Below are 16,965 nucleotides of genomic sequence, written 5' to 3' on the forward strand. Positions count from 1 at the left end.
GCCGCCGCCCGTGCCGCCGCCGGTGGACTCGCCCGCGGTGGCGGTGCCGACCGTGGTGAGGCTGTCGGTGTCGGTGTCGGTGCCGGCCCGGAGCTCGTAGCTGTCGCCGGTGACGATGCCCTCGGCGGAGACGATGACCGCGGAGGCCGCCTGCTCGACGACGTAGGACGCCACGACGGTGCCGTCGGCGTCGACGACCGCGAGCGTCTGGCCGGCCTCGACGGCGGTGTCGAGGCTGGCGGCGACGAAGCCCTGCGCCGAGCCGGTGTCGGGCGAGGTCGAGATGCCGCCGAGGGCGACGAGGGTGCCGCCGTCGGCCGCGAAGGTGCCGTTGACGTCGATGCTGCCGTCGCCGCCGCCACCGGCGGCCGAGGAGACGGTCGTGGTGCCGCCGGTGATGATCGCGGAGCCGTTGGAGTCGATCCCGTCGGCGCCGGCGGTGACCTGGACATCGCCGCCGCTGATGGTGACGAGCACGCCGTCCTGGGCGTTCTCGCCGGCGGCGCTGCCGTCGGTGGCGTTGAGGCCGTCGTCGTCGGCCGTCACGTCGACGGTGCCGCCGGCGACGGTGATGGTGGCGGCCTCCAGGCCTTCTTCGGAGCCCGTCACGGCGAGGCTGCCGTCGGAGACGTTGATCGCCCCGACCGCGTCGACGCCGTCGTCGCCCGCGGCGATGGTGACGGAGCCGGCGTCGAGCTGGACCCAGCCGAGCTCGCCGGCGGTCTCGTTGTCGGCCTTGAGACCGTCGCCGCCGGCCTCGACGGAGAGGGTGCCGCCCTCGACGACCAGGTAGTCCTTGCCGCGGATGCCGTCGTCGACCGCGGTCACGTCGATGGTGCCGGACAGGACGACCAGGCCGTCCTTGCTGGCGATGGCGTCGTTGCTCGCGCCGGTGACGCTGAGCGACCCGGAGCCGGCGATGGTCAGGTCGGCCATCGAGAAGAGCGTCGCGGTAGGCGCGTCCTCGTCCTCGTCGTCGGCGGCCGAGGCGGCGGCGTCGGAGAGGCTGTTGGTCGAGCCGTCGGCGAGGACGACGACGGCCTCGTCGGCGGCGGTGACCACGACGGGCGAGGTGGTCGTCGACGTGATGTCAGCGTCGTCGAGGACGAGCACGACCTTGCCGTCACCGGTGCTGTCGACGACGACCTGGCCGTCGCTGAGCGTCCCGGAGACGAGGTAGGTGCCGGCGGTGGTGATGGTGACGACGTCACCGTCGACCTTGGCGCCGTCGCCGTCGACGGTGGTCGCGCCGTCGGCCAGGTCGATCGTCGTCGCGCCGTCGGTGGAGTAGTCGCCGTCGTCGTCGTCTGCGTGGGTGTCGGCGACGCTCACGACGCCGGCGGTGAGCGACGTCGTACCGCCCGAGGAGGTGACGGTGTCGGTGGTGGCGGTGCTGCCCGAGTCCGACGTGCCGCAGGCGCTGACGAGCGTCAGGATGGCGGCGGTGGACAGGGCGGCGAGCTGGCGGCGCAGGCGCCGGGGGTTCTTGGTCATGGGGTTCTCCGTGGTGCTCAGGCGGCCCGGGGGAGGCCGAGGTGACGGTCGAGGACGTGGTGCCACTTCAGGCGGGGGAGCGCGGGGTCGAGCGCGGCCATCCCGACGCCGTACTTCGAGATCCGGACCGGCCGGTGGCCGTGCGACCACAGCAGCCGGTCGACGGGCGAGGGCGTCGAGCCGGTCTTGGTCTCGACGATGGCCAGCGCCGGCCGGTCGAGGTCGCGGATGCCGCGCAGCGAGCTCCAGCCGAGGTCGACGTCGACCGTGACGCGGCTGGCCGAGGCCGGCAGGAACAGCGTGCTGCGCTGGTACGCCGTGGCGAGGGTCGGCCGGAGGGCGGCGGCGTGTTCGGCGCCGACGATGGCGGCCACGAACGCGCGGCCCTCGGGGGACAGGCCGTCCTCGTCCTCGGCGTCCGGGTGGAAGATGCGCTGCTTGAGCGTCTGGTCGCGGCTGCTGCGGGTCTTGACCTCGAGCCACGTCGAGCCGGAGTCGAGGTAGGTGCGGGTCCGGACCTTCCACCGCCGGCGGTGCGAGCGGCCGGCGCCGAGGAAGCTGTCGAGGTCGGGGGTGTCGAGGTAGGCCGAGCGGTAGCCGAAGGTGCGACGGTGCCCGATCTCCAGCACCTGGGTGTCGTCGGGGACGGCGGCGACGAGCGCGGTGGCCTCGTGGCGGGTGACGACGTACTTGCGGTCGACCCGGGTGAGGAGCTCGGCCCGCTCGACCAGCTCGTCGAGACCGATGGGCGCGAGCGCGTCGAGGGGCTCCACGGCGAGCGCCGTCACCGGATCATCTCCAGCGAGGGGAGCCCGCGGACCGAGCCGGCCTGGGTGCCCGGGCGGTAGCGGACGTCGACCAGCGTGGTGTCGTTGACCAGGTCGGTGCGCACGACCTTGGTGCTCACCACGGTGGCGCCGAGGAGGCCCTCGAGGTGGGCCCGAAGGGCTGCCTCGTCGGGGAGCGCCCGGTCGAGCAGCAGCTGCTGGGTGGTGGCGCGGCGACCGAGCCGCGGGCTGTCGCCGATCGCCACGGCGGCGACCACGGCGGCCATCAGGGCGATGTCGAGCCAGGAGAAGGTGCCGCCGAGCCCGCCGAGGAGACCGAGCGCGAGAGCCGCGAAGTAGTAGGCGACCTCGCTCTGCGTCAGCTCCTCCGAGCGGAGCCGGATGATCGACAGCACCCCGAACAGCCCGAGCCCGAGTCCGGCCCCGATCGTCGCGTCGCTGAGCGCCGACGCGACGGCCAGCACCCCGATGTTGACGGTGAGGAACGCGACGATGAGCTCGGTGCGCTGGTGGCGGGGGAGGAAGAGGCCGAAGACGAGGACGCCGATGGCGACCAGGTCGACGAGGTAGGGCGTGTAGGTGGGCATCGCGGGTGAACTCCTGACGAGCGGTGGGTGAACGACCGCTAGTCAGCCAGTCGACGTTGTCGCGGCGCCCTGCTCCGGCTTTGAGTCTGCTGTGCGTGCTCGTCAGAGGCCGCGCAGCAGCTCCAGCACCCGCCCGGGACCGTCGTGCATCACGTTGTGCCGGGTCTGCCACCGCACGACCGTGATGTCGTCGTCGGCGACGGCGCGGTCGATCGAGGTGCGCAACGGCGTCTCACCGGGCCACTCGGTCGCCTCCGCGAAGACCTGGGCCGGTACGTCGCGCCAGGCGCCGGCCAGTCGTACCCCCTGGAGCAGGGTGCCGACCGGGTGGGGGCGGGCCTGGTCGTCGAAGAACGGGAGCGGGTCGACCGTGTCGCCGCTGCGGCGGGCGTCGGTCGTCCACCACTCGCGCTCCTCGTCGTTGGTCAGGGTCCAGGCGGAGTCGCCGTCCTGGGGCACGAAGGCGTCGAGGTAGACGAGCGCCCGCACGACGTCGGAGCGCACGTCGGCAGCCGCGGTGATCGGCAGCCCGCCGTAGCTGTGACCGACGAGGACGACGTCGCGACCGGTCCGGCTGGCCGCCGGCGCGGCGTCGACCGCGGCCACGACGTCGGCGACGTGGGTGTCGAGGACGACGCGGCGATCGACGTCGGGCTCGGCCTCGAGGCCGGTGAGGGTGACGGCGGTGGCGGTGTGACCCGCCCCCTCGACGGACTCCAGGGCCTCGACGAGCGGGGCGTACCACCAGCCGCCGTGGTTCATCCCGGGCACCAGCACGAAGTGGCTCATCCGGCGTCACCCGCCGCCAGGATCTCCCGCGGGTCGAACGCGACCCGGATCGCGGTGATCCGGCCGTCCTCGACGTGGGTCCAGTTGGCCGTCGGCGCCGGCGGCGCGACGGTCGTGTGCAGGTCGAAGAACGTGATGACGTCGTCGCCCTCGACGACCCGGGCGCGGACCTCGATCCGGTCCAGCACCTGCGCCATCCCGATGAGCCCGGCGACGCACGCGTCGGCGTCGTCGGCGGTGCCCAGCGGGCCGCGGAACGTCGCGTCGTCGGCGAGGATCGAGCGCAGGGTCTCGGCGTCGCGGTCCTGCCAGGCGGCGAAGTAGGTCTCGGCGATCTTCCTGGTCTCTGTCGTGGTCATGTCTCCACCCTGCCGCGGGGCGCACCCATCAACCAGCGCGATCGGTTGACTGGTGCCATAATCTCAGGTGATGGATCTGCGTCAGCTCGAGTGCTTCGTGGCGGTGGCGGACCGCGGTGGTTTCACCCGTGCGGCCGAGGCCCTGGGCGTCACCCAGCCGGGCATCAGCGCGCAGGTCGCGCGGCTCGAGCGAGAGGTGGGGGAGCCGCTCTTCGAACGCGCGGGACGCGGCGGCGCCCGGCTCACGGCGGCCGGGCGGGCGGCGCTGGGTCCGGCCCGGGCGGCCCTGGCCTCGACCGACGTCGTCCGGTCGGCGGTCGCCGACGTCGCCGGCCTGACGACCGGCCGGGTCGCGCTTGGCCACGTCAGCAGCGGCGCGTCGGCCACGCTGGTCGAGCCGCTGTCCGAGCTCCGGCGGGCCCACCCGGCCATCGAGGTGTCGCTCGTCGAGGACCGCTCCGAGCAGCTGCTGGCCCGGGTCCTCGGCGGTGAGCTCGACCTGGCGTGGGTCGGCGTGGCCGGTGGGCTGCCGGCGGGGCTCGAGTCGCGCACCGTCCTCGACGAGCGGCTCGTGCTCGGGGTGCCGGACGACCACCGCTGGGCCGGACGCCGCTCGGTCACGCTCGCCGCGGCGATCGAGGAGCCGCTGGTGGCGATGCCCGCCGGCACCGGCGCACGCGCCGCCCTCGACGCCGCGCTGACCCATCTGTCGGCGCAGCCGCGGATCGCGTTCGAGTGCTCCTCACCGGACCTGATCGGGGCGCTCGTACGCCGGGGGCACGGCCTGGCCGTGCTGCCCGAGGAGCTCGCGCGGGTCCTGGGGCTGGTCGTCGTACCGCTGACCCGGCCGTCCTCGCGCAGCCGCCTGGTCCTGGTCTGGCGGCGCGGCGGCCCGACCACGCCCGCCGCGCGGGCACTGCTGGCGATCATCGGCGGGCAGGTCGCGTCGAAGCGCTGACGGCTCCGTCAGACGGCGCGCGCGAGCTCGGCGCCCAGCCGTGCCCGGTCCCTGCGCACCACCAGGGTCACGGGGACGGCCCAGGGCGTGGTGGGTCGCGGGAAGCGGATCCGGAGCGGACCAGGTCGGACTGCCTCGGCCTGGGCGTCGTAGAAGACGGTCCATGCCCCCCTCACGGCGTGGACGACGGTGAACGGGCTGGACGAGACGGAGAAGGTGACCGGCTCCGGGTCGAACCCGGCGGCCCGGCACCCGCGGAGGACCACGTCCGCGAGAGGGGTGCCCAGCGCCCCTTCGGCCAGGAGCAGGGGGTGCGGGCGCAGCGCGGCCACGTCGACCTCCGCACGTCCCGCCAACGGGTGGTCGTCGCTGACCACCACGACGAGCGGGTCGTCCCCGACCGGGAAGGCAGCCAGGTCGGCGGGGACCCGGTCGCCGTGGACGACGGCGGCGTCGAGCAGACCGTCGGCGATCTGGGCGAGGCGGTCGGCGTGCGGGAGCGAGACCGACTCGACGCGGTGGCTCTCGGCCAGCGCCGGGGTCCGGTGGTCGAGTCCGGCGGTGATCCCGATCCGCAGCGACGGGCGGTCCTGTTCGTCGACGACCGCGGCGCGGGCCGCGCGGGCCGATGCGAGGAGCGCGCGGGCGGCCGGGACGAAGCGCTCCCCGGCGGCGGTGAGCCGCAGCGTGCGTCGCGACCGGTCGAAGAGGGCGACGCCCAGGTCGCGCTCCAGCCGGGCGACCTGCTGGCTCACGGCGGACTGTGCGATGGTCAGCTGCTCGGCGGCCGCAGTGACCGTGCCGGTGTCCACGACGGCCAGGAAGTAGCGCACCTGCCGCAGTTCCATCGACGCCTCCATCCATCTCGTCTCGCGATGATCCTAAGCGCGAGGTGGCCGTTGTTCGGGGCGCCGGCGGCTTGGTTTCGTGGGGGCATGCCCACCTTGACGAGACCTGACGTGACGCTGCACATCGACGACCCGCACCGCCCCGACGACGTTGACACCGGCACCGCGATCCTGCTGGTGCACGGGTTCGGGCTCAGCTCCCGGGTGTGGGAGCCCATGAGGGGGTTCCTCGACCCGCGGCGCAGGGTCGTCGCCGTCGACACCCGCGGGCACGGCCGGTCGGGAGCGGCCGCGTCGTACACCCTGACCGCCATGGTCGACGACCTCGTCGGCCTCATCGAGGCCCTCGGGCTCGACCGGCCGCTCGTGGTCGGCAGCTCGCTCGGCGCGGTGGCGGCGACCGAGCTCGCGCACGCCCGTCCCGACCTGGTCGGGGCGGCGGTGCTCATCGGCTCGATGGGGCACTCGATGGTGGTCGAGCCGGACTTCGTGGCCGCCAACCGGGCGATGGCCGCGGGTCTCGAGGTCGACGTCGAGGCCACGATGGCGGCCACCGTGCCCGGCTGGTTCGGGGTCCTCGGCAGTCCGGCCGTGACCTCCTGGGCCGTGCGCGAGGCCCTCCTGCAGCAGCCGGGGATCTCGGCCTTCGTCGACTCCGTGACCGGGTGGGACCCCCGCCCCTATCTGCCGCGGGTCGGGGTCCCGCTGCACTACCTGCACGGTCGCCACGACCCCATCCCGCTCGAGGTGGTGCGCGAGGACGCCGCCCTGTCCCCGGACGCGACGCTGACCGTGGCCGAGCACGCGGGCCACATGCCGCACGTGGAGAGCCCGGGCTGGACCGCCGGCTTCGTCGAGCAGCACGCCCGGACCCTCCACGCCGGGCGTCACGGGACTGATCCGATCCCGTAGCGTCGAGGCGTGCCCACCCACCCGCTCTGGAGTCCCTACGAGACCGTCAGCGACGAGGACATCGCGGCCGCCCGGGTCGGCGTGCGGACACCCGAACGGGTCGAGGTCGTGGCCCCCGACCCGCGGTGGCCGTCGCGGTTCGCCGACGTACGACAGCGGATCGTGGACGCGCTGGGCGACCGGGCCCTGAGCGTCGAGCACGTCGGCTCCACCTCGGTGCCGGGGCTGTGGGCCAAGCCGGTGATCGACGTCGACCTCGTCGTCGCCAGCTCGGCCGACGAGCCGGCCTACCTGCCGGACCTCGAGGCGGCCGGCTTCGAGCTCCGGGTGCGCGAACCCGAGTGGCAGGAGCACCGGCTGGTGCGCTGCCTGGACCCCCAGGCCAACGTGCACGTGTTCTCACCCGACGCCATGGAGCCGCGGCGGCACCTCGCGTTCCGCGACTGGCTGCGCACCCACGAGGACGACCGGGCGGCGTACGCCGCGACGAAGCGCGAGGTCGCCGGGCGCGGCCACAGCGACTCGATGCACTACAACAACGAGAAGGCGTGGGTCGTCTACGACCTCTACGAGAAGATCTTCGCGGCCGACCCGGCCCACGCGCACGACCCGCAGCCGCGGGCCTGAGGCCAGTCGGTCAGAGCCGGATCCGGGTGGGGCTCGCGAGCGAGCCGGTCGGGTAGTCGTCGGCCTCGACGATCTCGATCGCGTCGGTCAGGTCGGCGGCGTCGGTACGGGTCTGAGCGTCGTCGATGGTCATGCGCCCACTCTAGGAAGGGAACTGCCGAACCAGGCCCCGAAACGGCCACAACAGGTCAACAGAGCCTTGTCGTGTTGGTCACACGGCTAGCCTGGGGTCGTGACCGAGACCCGCCTGCGGCCCGAGCCCGAGGTCGACCCGACCTTCCAGATGTTCGCGAGCCGCTCGGTGCCGGTCCACGTCGTGCGGGGCGTGCTCGGCCTCGTCGCAATGGTCGCGGGCATCGCCCTGGCGTCGGTGTCGGGGTGGTGGCTCCTGCTGCTGCCGCTGACCGTCGTGCTGTGGCGCGGCTGCCCGACCTGCTGGGTGATGGGCCTGATCGCGACGCGCGGCCGGGCTCCGGCCTGCAAGCTCTGAGGTCCTCGCCTCTCAGAGCTCGACGAGCGCCCGGTGCTCGAGGGGCGACCCGAACAGCTGGCCCAGGGCGTGGGCGCGCTTGAACACCAGGTGGGCGTCGTGCTCCCAGGTGATCGCGATCCCGCCGTGCAGCTGGATGGTCTCGGCTGCGACGTGGGCGACGGCCTCGCTGCAGTAGGACCCGGCCACGTGCGCGAGCTCGGCGGCGTCGGCTCGACCGGAGGAGACGGCGTACGACGCCGCCCACGAGGCCGAGCGGCTCATCTCGACCAGCACGAGCAGGTCGGCCATCCGGTGCTTGAGGGCCTGGAAGGAGCCGATCGGGCGACCGAACTGCACCCGGTCCTTGCTGTAGGCCACGGTCATCTCCAGGCCCCGCGCGGCCAGGCCGGTCGCCAGCGCAGCGGTGCCGACGGTGCCGACCAGCGCGGCGCGCTCACGGGCGGCGTCGGCGTCGCCGATCGGCGTGGTCGTGGCGCCCTCGAGGTCGACCCGGGCGAGCCGGAGGGTCTGGTCGACCGAGCCGAGGCGCGTACGCCGGGCCGTGGCGGCCTCGACCTCGACCAGCCCCGCGTCGGTGACCGCGACGAGCACCGTCGCGGTGTCGCCGTCGAGCACCGCGTGCCCGGAGCCGTCGACGAGCGCGGCGATCTCACCCGCGGCGATCCGCGGCAGCAGCCGGGCCTTGGCGTCCTCGTCGGCGCCGGCCAGCAGCGCCTCGCTCGTGACGAGCGACGACAGCAGCGGCGACGGGGCGAGCGAGCGGCCGACCTCCTCGAGCACCAGGAGCGCCTCGAACAGCGAGAAGCCGGCGCCGTCGTACTCCTCCGGGATGCCGAGCGCGGCCGCGCCGATCTGCTCGACGAGGGTGCGCCACAGGGCCTCGTCGTGACCGAGCGGCTCGGCGATGGAGGCGCGGACCGCGCGCGAGTCGGCGCGCTTGGCGAGCAGCCCCCGCACCGTCGAGACGAGCTCCTGCTGCTCCTCGGAGAGGCCGAACTCCATCAGTCGTCCCGCCCGACCAGCGCCTCGAGGAGGCGGGCCCGGTGGAAGGCCGGAGTTCCCCAGGCGGTGAGCAGCGCGCGGACCTTGGTGATCCACAGGCTCAGGTCGAACTCGGCGGTGTAGCCGATCGCGCCGTGGACCTGGAGGCCGGTGCGAGAGGCGAGGTAGGCCGCGTCGCCGGCCTGGACCTTGGCCGCGCTGGCCGGCACCTCGCCGAGGGCCGCGCCGAGGACGAGGGGGCGAGCGAAGTCGAGCGCGATCCGGACGTCGGCGAGCGCGTGCTTGATGGCCTGGTAGCTGCCGATCTCGCGGCCGAACTGCTTGCGCTGCTTGACGTAGGTGACCGCGTCGGCCAGCACCCGCTCGCCGGCACCGAGGAGCTGGGCCGACGTGGCGAGCACGGCGAGGTCGAACGCCGCGTCGAGGTCGTGGTGGGCGACCGGGTCGGTCGGGGTCGACTCGAAGAGCCGGCGGGTGCGGTCGACCGAGACGATCCGGTCGCCGTGCACGGCCTCGAAGAGGTCGCCGCCCAGCGCGAGGTAGGCCTCGTCGGCGACGTCGGCGTCGAGCCCCTCGGCGCCCGGAGGAACGGTGACCGTTGCGACGCCGGTGATCTCACGGCCCAGGGCCACCGGCAGGTAGGCCGCCGACTCGACCCAGGGGCCGGGTACGGCGTGACGGCCCAGCGCCTCGAAGGCGATGACGACCTCGACCGGCGATGCGTCGGTGGCGAGCATGGTGACGCCGAGGTCGGCCAGCCGTTTCCACAGCGCGAGGCCGGGCGCGGTGTCGTCGTCGGCCCAGGCCCGCGCGACGGCCACGGTGTCGGAGGCCGACAGCAGGCCCTCGAGGGTGCTGGCCAGGTCGCGCTGGTCCTCGGTGAGCTCGAACCTCATCGGCCGCCTCCCGGGTGGGGCTTGGGCTCGCGCGGCAGGCCGAGGATGCGCTCGGCCACGATGTTGCGCTGCACCTCGTTGGTGCCGGCGTAGATGGGGCCCGACAACGCGAACGTGTAGCCGTCGAGCCAGGCCGACTCCTCCTCGGCGGACGAGCCGAGCAGCCCGAGGCCCGTCTCGTGCAGGGCGATGTCGAGCTCGGACCAGAAGACCTTGTTGACCGAGCCGGCCGCGCCCATGTCGCCGCCACCGGCGAGGCGGGTGACGGTGCCCCAGGTGTAGAGGCGGTAGGCCTGCGCACCGAGCCAGGCGTCGACGACGCCCCGCGCGGCGGCGTCGCGGTCGGGACCCTCGGGGCTGTCGCGGTAGAGGTCGACCAGCCGGTCGGCGGCCGCGCAGAACCGGCCGGGGGAGCGCAGCGACAGCCCGCGCTCGTTGCCGGCGGTGCTCATGGCGACGTTCCACCCGGCGCCCACGCCGCCGAGCACGTCGGCGTCGGGCACGAACACGTCCTCGAAGAAGACCTCGGCGAAGCCGGGCTCGCCGTCGAGCTGGGCGATCGGGCGCACCGTCACGCCGTCGGCGTCGAGCGGGAAGAGGAAGTAGGTCAGCCCGGCGTGCCGCTGCGCTTCGGGGTCGGAGCGGAAGAGACCGAAGCCCCAGTGGGCGTACGACGCCCGCGACGACCAGGTCTTCTGGCCGTCGAGCACCCACCCGCCGCGCTCGTCGTCACGCCGGGCCGTCGAGCGGAGGGACGCGAGGTCGGAGCCGGCCTCGGGCTCGGACCAGCACTGCGCCCAGATCCGCTCACCGGTCGCCATGGTGGGCAGGAAGCGGTCCTGCTGCTCGGGGGTGCCGTGGTCGAAGAGGATCGGCGCCAGCAGGAAGATGCCGTTCTGGCTGACCCGGCCGGGGGCGCCGGCGCGGTAGTACTCCTCCTCGAAGACCACCCACTCGACGAGGCTGGCCTCGCGGCCGTGGTAGGCCTCCGGCCACGAGACGACCGACCAGCGGGCCTCGGCCAGCGTGGCCTCCCACTCCTGGTGGCGGGCCCAGCCCTCGGGGGTGTCCATCGACGGCAGCGGCTCGGCCGGGACGTGGGCCGCGAGCCACGCCCGCGCCTCGGCCTGGAAGGCGAGCTCGCTCTCGGAGAGGGTCAGGTCCATTCAGTCCTCCTCGGTGGTCCCTGAGGCGCGAGCCTGCGAGCCTCGAAGGGTGGTCCCTGAGGTGCGAGCCTGCGAGCCTCGAAGGGCGGTCTTGAGCACCTTGCCGGACAGGTTGCGCGGCAGGGCGTCGAGGTGGGCGACGTGGCGCGGCACCTTGAAGTTGGCGAGGCGCTCCTTGGCGAAGGCGACGACCTCCTCGGGCGAGGCGGCGCCGACGACGTACGCCTTGCCGACCTCGCCGAGCCGCTCGTCGGGCACGCCGACCACGGCGACGTCGTCGACCCCGTCGAGGCGCATCAGCACCTGCTCGACCTCGGCGGGATAGACGTTGAACCCGCCGGAGATGTACATGTCCTTGAGCCGGTCGGTGATGCGCAGGTTGCCGGTCTCGTCGAGCGCCCCGACGTCGCCGGTGTGGAGCCAGCCGTCGGCGTCGATCGCGGCCGCGGTCGCCTCGGGATCGTCGAGGTAGCCGAGCGTCACGTAGGCGCCGCGCACCAGCAGCTCGCCGGTCTCCTCGTCGATGCGGGTCTCCATGCCGGGGATGGCGCGACCGTTGGTGGTCGCCACCGTCTCGGCGCTGTCACCCTCGCGGCACATGGTGACGACTACTGCCTCGGTCATCCCGAAGGCCGTCACGACCTGGTCGATGCCCAGCCCGTGCGGCGATGCGGCGCGCATCCGCTCGATGAGGACGACGGGCACGACGGCCGCTCCGGTGACCGCCAGCCGCAGCGACGACAGGTCGAAGTCGACGCGCTGCGGGGCGGTCAGCAGGGACTGGTAGATCGTCGGCGCGCCCGGCAAGAGGGTGATCCGCTCGTCCTGGATCAGCCGCATGGTCGCGTCGAGGTCGAACGTGGCGACGGGGTAGAGCGAGGCACCGGTGAGCAGGCCGACGACGATGCCGATCTTGTAGCCGAAGGAGTGGAAGAACGGGTTGACCACCAGGTAGCGGTCGTCCTGGCGCACGCCGCCCAGCCCCGCCCACGCCCGGGCGACGCCGATGGTCTGGCGGTGGGCGCTCATCGCGCCCTTGGACCGGCCGGTCGTGCCGGAGGTGAACAGCACGTCGGCGACGTCGTCGGCCCTGACCGCGTCGGCCCGGCGGCGGGCCTCGGCCAGGTCGTCCTCGGAGCCCTCCACCTCGGCGATGGAGGCGAGATCGACGACCTGCGCCGTCGTGCCGAGCCCGGTCAGCTCGGCGATCTGGTGGCGCCCGAGGAAGCCGTCGGCGACGAGTGCGAGCGCCGCGTCGGTGCGGGCGAGGACGTCGGCGACCTCGTGGGCGGTGTAGCGGCTGTTGAGCGGGACCAGGACCCCGCCGGCGTAGGTGACCGCGAGCGCCGCGACCGCCCAGTCGGTGCTGTTGGGGGCCCAGATCGCGACGGCCCGGCCCGGCTCGAGCCCGCGGGCGACGTAGGACGCCGCGACGACCTCGACGCGGGTGAGGAGGTCGGCGTAGGACGTGGTGGACGCCCCGTCGACGTAGGCCGGGTGCTCACCGAAACGCTCCGCGGCGTCGCGGAGCAGGACGGGCAGCGTCTCCAAACCAAGCATTTGCTTGGTAGGGTAGCACCCGTGGACCTCGCCTACTCCGACGCCGACGTGGCCTTCCGCGCCGAGATCCGGGAGTGGCTCGGGGACCAGCTCTCGTCCTCCGACTGGGCCGGCCTCAAGGGTCTCGGCGGACCGGGACGCGACCACGAGGCGATCGAGGAGCGGCTGGCCTGGAACCGCCACCTGGCCGCGCACGGCTGGACCTGTGTCGGGTGGCCGACCGAGCACGGTGGCCGCGGGCTGAGCCTGTGGCAGCAGGTGATCTTCCACGAGGAGTACGCCCGCGCGAACGCGCCGCACGGCGTCAACCACCTGGGCGAGCAGCTGCTGGGACCGACGCTGATGGCGTTCGGCACCCCTGAGCAGCAGGCGCGCTTCCTGCCGCCGATCGTCGCGGTCGACGAGCTGTGGGCGCAGGGCTACTCCGAGCCCGACGCGGGCTCCGACCTGGCCAACGTGCAGACCAAGGCGCGTCTCGAGGAGGGTCGCGCGGGCGCCAAGGGCCCGGAGTGGGTGGTCGACGGCCAGAAGGTGTGGACCTCCAACGCCCACTTCTCCCAGTGGGTGTTCGTGATCGCGCGCACCGAGCCGGGCTCGGTGCGCCACGCAGGCCTGTCGTTCCTGCTGGTGCCGCTCGACCAGGACGGCGTCGAGGTCCGGCCGATCGAGCAGCTGACGGGCGGCTCGGAGTTCAACGAGGTGTTCTTCACCGGCGCCCGGACCGCGGCCGACCTGGTGATCGGCGAGCCGGGGAAGGGCTGGGGCGTGGCCATGGGGCTGCTCGGCTTCGAGCGGGGGGTGTCGACGCTGGCGCAGACCGTCGACTACGCCCGCGAGCTCGCCTCCGTCGTCGAGCGCGCCCGCGCCAACGGGTCGATCGACGACCCGGTCGTCCGCGACCGGCTCGCCGGGCTCAAGGTCGAGCTGTCGGTCATCCGGTCCCAGGGCCTGCGCGGGCTGTCCCAGGTCGCCGGGGGGGAGGACTCCTCCGCCGGCGGTGGGGCCGGCTCGATCTTCAAGCTGGTGTGGGCAGGGTGGCACCGCAGGCTGGGTGAGGCGGCGATGCAGGTCGCTGGCTTCGACGGACTGCTGACCCGCACCGGCGACGGTCAGGGCGACCCCACGGCGTACGACCTCGACGAGCACCAGCGGCTCTTCCTGTTCTCCCGCGCCGACACGATCTACGGCGGCAGCGACGAGGTGCAGCGCAACATCCTGGCCGAGCGCGTGCTCGGCCTCCCCCGCGAACCGAAGGGCACCTGACGACGATGAGCACGCACCGACCGGAGCAGCCCGCTCCCGACTACGTCCCCGGGCACGACCTGCTCGTCGGCAAGATCGTCGTGGTGACCGCCGCAGCAGGCGCCGGCATCGGGGCGGCCGTCGTACGCCGGGCGCTCGAGGAGGGTGCCACGGCCGTCGTCTTCTCCGACACCCACGCCCGCCGGCTGGCCGAGGCCGAGGAGCACCTAGCTGCCGAGTTCGGTGCCGACCGGGTCCGCCAGCTGGTCTGCGACGTCACCGACGAGGCACAGGTCGCGGCGCTGCTCGACCTCGCCGACGAGGTCGGCGGCGTCGACATCATGATCAACAACGCCGGCCTCGGTGGGACCGCTTCGGTGCTGGAGATGACCGACGAGCAGTGGCTCAAGGTCCTCGACATCACGCTGACGGGCACGTTCCGGTGCGTGCGCGCGGCCGGCCGGCGGTTCGTCGCCGCGGGGAAGAAGGGCGTGATCGTCAACAACGCCTCGGTGATCGGGTGGCGGGCGCAGGAGGGCCAGGCCCACTACGCCGCCGCCAAGGCCGGGGTCATGGCGCTGACCCGCTGCTCGGCGGTCGACCTCGCCCCGCACGGCATCCGCGTCAACGCCGTCAGCCCCAGCCTGGCGATGCACCCCTTCCTCGCCAAGGTGACCAGCGACGACCTGCTCGTCGAGCTCAAGCAGCGCGAGGCCTTCGGCCGCGCGGCCGAGCCGTGGGAGGTCGCCAACGTGATGGTGATGCTCGCCAGCGACTACGCGTCCTACATGACCGGCGAGGTCGTCGCCGTCAGCAGCCAGCAGGCCTGACGTGTCCGCCGCCGCCCCGTCCTCCGAGCCCGCCTCCCGGCGTACCGAGCTGCTCGCCATCGCCGCGGGGCTCTTCTCCCAGAAGGGGTTCCGCAACACCACCGTCCGCGACATCGCCGACGCCGCCGGCATCCTGTCGGGCAGCCTCTACCACCACTTCGACTCCAAGGAGTCGATGGTCGATGAGGTCCTGCGGACCTTCCAGGACGAGCTGTTCGGCCAGTACGACGACATCCTGCTCGGCGATGCAGACCCGCGCACCAAGCTCGAGCGGGCCGTCGAGGTGTCGTTCGCCGCGATCGACCGCCACCCCCACGAGGTCGCGATCTTCCAGAACGAGGCGTCCTACCTCGGCGCCTTCGAGCGCTTCGGCTACCTCGCCGAGCGCAACGCCCAGTCACGCGCGGTCTGGCTCACGCTGCTCCACGACGGGGTCCGCGAGGGAGCGCTGCGCGCCGACCTCGACGTCGAGCTCACCTACCGCTTCATCCGCGACACCGTGTGGGTCGCCGTCGGCTGGTACCGGCCCGGCGGCAAGCTCACGCACGACGTGATCGCGCGGCAGTACCTCGCGATCCTGCTCGACGGGATCGCCACCTCACCCGCTGCTCCACCCGCACCCACGAAGGGACGCTGACATGCCCGAGGCCTACATCGTCGACGCCGTCCGCACCCCGGTCGGCAAGCGCGGAGGCGCGCTGGCCGGCGTCCACTCCGCCGACCTCGCGGCGCACTCCATCGCCGCGCTGGTCCGGCGTACGGGTGTCGACCCGGGCGCGGTCGACGACGTCATCCTCGGGTGCTGCGACACCATCGGCTCCCAGGCCGGCGACGTGGCGCGGACCGCGTGGCTGGTGGCCGGGCTTCCCGACCACGTGCCCGGCGTGACGATCGACCGCCAGTGCGGCTCCTCGCAGCAGGCGGTGCACTTCGCGGCCCAGGGCGTCCTGTCCGGCACCCAGGACCTGGTGGTCGCCGGCGGCGTGCAGAACATGAGCGCGATCCCGATCTCTGCGGCCATGCTCGTGGGACAGCAGTACGGCTTCACCACGCCGTTCGCCGAGTCGCCGGGATGGGTGGAGCGGTTCGGCGATGTGGAGGTCTCGCAGTTCAACAGCGCCGAGATGATCGCCGAGAAGTGGGGGATCTCCCGCGAGGACATGGAAGCGTTCGCGCTGGCCTCGCACGACCGCGCCCGCACCGCGATCGCCGAGGGCCGGTTCAAGAACGAGATCGAGCCGGTGACCCTGCCCGACGGCTCGGCCTTCGACACCGACGAGTGCCCGCGCGAGACGTCGCTCGACAAGATGGCCGGACTGCAGCCGCTCGCACCGGGCGGCCGGATCACCGCTGCCGTCGCCTCCCAGATCTGCGACGCGTCGACGGCGATGCTCATCGCCTCCGAGCAGGCCGTGGCCGACCACGGTCTGACGCCCCGCGCACGGATCCACCACCTCTCGGTCCGCGGCGACGACCCCGTCTGGATGCTCACCGGTCCGATCCGCGCCACCCGTCACGCGTTGGAGAAGACCGGGCTGAGCGTGGACGACATCGACCTGTTCGAGTGCAACGAGGCGTTCGCCTCCGTCGTCCTGGCCTGGATGAAGGAGCTCGACGTGCCGCACGACAAGGTCAACGCCAACGGGGGCGGGATCGCGCTCGGGCACCCCATCGGCGCCACCGGCACCCGGCTGATGACGACGTTACTCAACGAGCTCGAGCGCACCGGTGGGCGTTACGGGCTGCAGACCATGTGCGAGGGCGGCGGACAGGCCAACGTCACGGTGATCGAGCGGCTCTGACCCGTCTCGTCGGCGCGACGACCGTGGTCGGGCCGGCGCTGCATCGCCGCCTCGGCCGGCCTCCTAGGCTGAACCGGTGATCATCGCGCCGTCGCACGGGTTCGTGCTGCTGTCGGTGCCGAAGGTCGCGTCCACGTCTCTCGACGAGGCGCTGGGTGGCTTCCACCAGGAGCCGCCCGGCCGTCCCGTCGCCAAGCACCAGAACGTCCTCAACTTCCACCGCCACACCGTGCCCAAGATCCGCAAGCTGGGGTTCGAGCGCGACAGCTATGAGGTCGTCGCGCTGTTCCGGGACCCGGTCGCCTGGCTGGAGTCGTGGTGGCGCTACCGCCAGCGACCCGACGTACGGGACCACCAGGCCGAGCGCTACACCGGCGACGTCTCGTTCGCCGAGTTCGTCCGCCTGTTCCTCGACGACAAGGACGCGACCGGCATCAAGGGCCGGCCGGCCCGCTTCGTCGCCGGCGACGCCGAGCGGGGGGCACGTCTCGACCGGGTCTTCGCCGTCGACCGGCCGGAGGTCTGGACGGCCTGGTTCGCCGAGCGCGTCGGATCGCCGATCGAGGTGCCGCGCCGCAACCGGGCGACCGCCCGGCGCCCCGCCGACCTGCC

20 protein-coding genes are annotated in these 16,965 nt (G+C 73.2%); 9 read left to right on the top strand and 11 right to left on the bottom strand.

The features are described 5' to 3' along the window. From Q7T52_RS15615 to Q7T52_RS15635, 5 genes are all read right to left on the bottom strand, one after another. Positions 1 to 1,494: carbohydrate-binding domain-containing protein (locus Q7T52_RS15615; protein WP_304804078.1), on the bottom strand; the 1,494-nt coding region annotated here is incomplete at its 3' end. Positions 1,495 to 1,511: 17 nt separating this feature from the next. Next, positions 1,512 to 2,282, bottom strand: a complete 771-nt coding sequence (locus Q7T52_RS15620; protein ID WP_304804079.1) for a polyphosphate polymerase domain-containing protein — start codon at positions 2,280 to 2,282, stop codon at positions 1,512 to 1,514. Beyond that, the gene (locus Q7T52_RS15625; RefSeq protein ID WP_304804081.1) at positions 2,279 to 2,869 is read right to left on the bottom strand and encodes a DUF4956 domain-containing protein; all 591 of its coding nucleotides are present in this window, start codon (positions 2,867 to 2,869) and stop codon (positions 2,279 to 2,281) included. Before Q7T52_RS15625 ends, Q7T52_RS15620 begins: the two co-directional genes overlap by 4 nt. A 102-nt stretch (positions 2,870 to 2,971) precedes the next feature. After that, complete coding sequence (locus tag Q7T52_RS15630) at positions 2,972 to 3,658, bottom strand: alpha/beta fold hydrolase (protein ID WP_304804083.1); 687 nt, start codon at positions 3,656 to 3,658, stop codon at positions 2,972 to 2,974. Beyond that, positions 3,655 to 4,017, bottom strand: a complete 363-nt coding sequence (locus Q7T52_RS15635) for a nuclear transport factor 2 family protein (RefSeq protein WP_304804085.1) — start codon at positions 4,015 to 4,017, stop codon at positions 3,655 to 3,657. The genes Q7T52_RS15630 and Q7T52_RS15635 overlap by 4 nt, the downstream gene beginning before the upstream one ends. Positions 4,018 to 4,087: 70 nt before the next feature. Here Q7T52_RS15635 and Q7T52_RS15640 point away from each other — a divergent pair, with 70 nt between their 5' ends. Then, complete coding sequence (locus Q7T52_RS15640) at positions 4,088 to 4,975, top strand: LysR family transcriptional regulator (RefSeq protein WP_304804087.1); 888 nt, start codon at positions 4,088 to 4,090, stop codon at positions 4,973 to 4,975. An 8-nt stretch (positions 4,976 to 4,983) separates the two neighbouring features. Here the strand turns inward: Q7T52_RS15640 and Q7T52_RS15645 are convergent, their stop codons facing one another. Next, positions 4,984 to 5,823, bottom strand: a complete 840-nt coding sequence (locus Q7T52_RS15645; protein WP_304804089.1) for a LysR family transcriptional regulator — start codon at positions 5,821 to 5,823, stop codon at positions 4,984 to 4,986. 111 nt (positions 5,824 to 5,934) lie between these two features. Here Q7T52_RS15645 and Q7T52_RS15650 point away from each other — a divergent pair, with 111 nt between their 5' ends. Both Q7T52_RS15650 and Q7T52_RS15655 read left to right on the top strand, forming a co-directional pair. Beyond that, the gene (locus tag Q7T52_RS15650; protein WP_304804091.1) at positions 5,935 to 6,735 is read left to right on the top strand and encodes an alpha/beta fold hydrolase; all 801 of its coding nucleotides are present in this window, start codon (positions 5,935 to 5,937) and stop codon (positions 6,733 to 6,735) included. A gap of 9 nt (positions 6,736 to 6,744) precedes the next feature. Beyond that, a complete protein-coding gene (locus Q7T52_RS15655) occupies positions 6,745 to 7,362 on the top strand; it encodes a GrpB family protein (protein WP_304804093.1) in 618 nt (205 codons plus the stop codon). Positions 7,363 to 7,372: 10 nt separating this feature from the next. On the opposite strand, the gene Q7T52_RS15660 is transcribed toward Q7T52_RS15655, so the two are convergent. Further along, positions 7,373 to 7,495: a hypothetical protein gene (locus Q7T52_RS15660; protein ID WP_304804095.1), complete on the bottom strand. Its 123-nt coding sequence runs from the start codon at positions 7,493 to 7,495 to the stop codon at positions 7,373 to 7,375. 99 nt (positions 7,496 to 7,594) lie between these two features. On the opposite strand from Q7T52_RS15660, the gene Q7T52_RS15665 reads away from it, so the two are divergent. Then, the gene (locus Q7T52_RS15665; RefSeq protein ID WP_304804097.1) at positions 7,595 to 7,852 is read left to right on the top strand and encodes a hypothetical protein; all 258 of its coding nucleotides are present in this window, start codon (positions 7,595 to 7,597) and stop codon (positions 7,850 to 7,852) included. Between the two features lie 12 nt (positions 7,853 to 7,864). Here the strand turns inward: Q7T52_RS15665 and Q7T52_RS15670 are convergent, their stop codons facing one another. The 4 genes from Q7T52_RS15670 to Q7T52_RS15685 are packed head-to-tail and all read right to left on the bottom strand — an operon-like array spanning position 7,865 to position 12,479. After that, positions 7,865 to 8,857, bottom strand: a complete 993-nt coding sequence (locus Q7T52_RS15670) for an acyl-CoA dehydrogenase family protein (RefSeq protein ID WP_304804099.1) — start codon at positions 8,855 to 8,857, stop codon at positions 7,865 to 7,867. Further along, complete coding sequence (locus tag Q7T52_RS15675) at positions 8,857 to 9,753, bottom strand: acyl-CoA dehydrogenase family protein (RefSeq protein ID WP_304804101.1); 897 nt, start codon at positions 9,751 to 9,753, stop codon at positions 8,857 to 8,859. The genes Q7T52_RS15670 and Q7T52_RS15675 overlap by 1 nt, the downstream gene beginning before the upstream one ends. Continuing rightward, positions 9,750 to 10,919 (bottom strand): acyl-CoA dehydrogenase family protein, encoded by a 1,170-nt coding sequence (locus tag Q7T52_RS15680; protein WP_304804103.1) that lies wholly within the window; start codon positions 10,917 to 10,919, stop codon positions 9,750 to 9,752. The genes Q7T52_RS15675 and Q7T52_RS15680 overlap by 4 nt, the downstream gene beginning before the upstream one ends. Continuing rightward, the gene (locus tag Q7T52_RS15685) at positions 10,920 to 12,479 is read right to left on the bottom strand and encodes a FadD3 family acyl-CoA ligase (RefSeq protein WP_304804105.1); all 1,560 of its coding nucleotides are present in this window, start codon (positions 12,477 to 12,479) and stop codon (positions 10,920 to 10,922) included. It lies immediately after the preceding gene. A gap of 21 nt (positions 12,480 to 12,500) precedes the next feature. On the opposite strand from Q7T52_RS15685, the gene Q7T52_RS15690 reads away from it, so the two are divergent. The 5 genes from Q7T52_RS15690 to Q7T52_RS15710 form a co-directional block, all read left to right on the top strand. After that, positions 12,501 to 13,742 carry an acyl-CoA dehydrogenase family protein gene (locus tag Q7T52_RS15690; protein WP_304804107.1) on the top strand — a complete coding sequence of 414 codons (1,242 nt, stop codon included), beginning with the start codon at positions 12,501 to 12,503 and terminating at the stop codon, positions 13,740 to 13,742. 5 nt (positions 13,743 to 13,747) lie between these two features. Continuing rightward, positions 13,748 to 14,551: an SDR family oxidoreductase gene (locus Q7T52_RS15695; RefSeq protein WP_304804109.1), complete on the top strand. Its 804-nt coding sequence runs from the start codon at positions 13,748 to 13,750 to the stop codon at positions 14,549 to 14,551. 1 nt (position 14,552) lies between these two features. After that, positions 14,553 to 15,188: a TetR/AcrR family transcriptional regulator gene (locus Q7T52_RS15700; protein WP_304804111.1), complete on the top strand. Its 636-nt coding sequence runs from the start codon at positions 14,553 to 14,555 to the stop codon at positions 15,186 to 15,188. 1 nt (position 15,189) lies between these two features. Further along, positions 15,190 to 16,353, top strand: coding sequence for an acetyl-CoA C-acetyltransferase (locus Q7T52_RS15705; RefSeq protein ID WP_304804113.1), 1,164 nt, complete (start codon positions 15,190 to 15,192; stop codon positions 16,351 to 16,353). A gap of 76 nt (positions 16,354 to 16,429) precedes the next feature. Beyond that, positions 16,430 to 16,965: sulfotransferase family 2 domain-containing protein (locus tag Q7T52_RS15710; protein WP_304804115.1), on the top strand; the 536-nt coding region annotated here is incomplete at its 3' end.

Origin of the sequence: Nocardioides sp. (assembly GCF_030655615.1) — a bacterium.
Lineage (GTDB): Bacteria > Actinomycetota > Actinomycetes > Propionibacteriales > Nocardioidaceae > Nocardioides.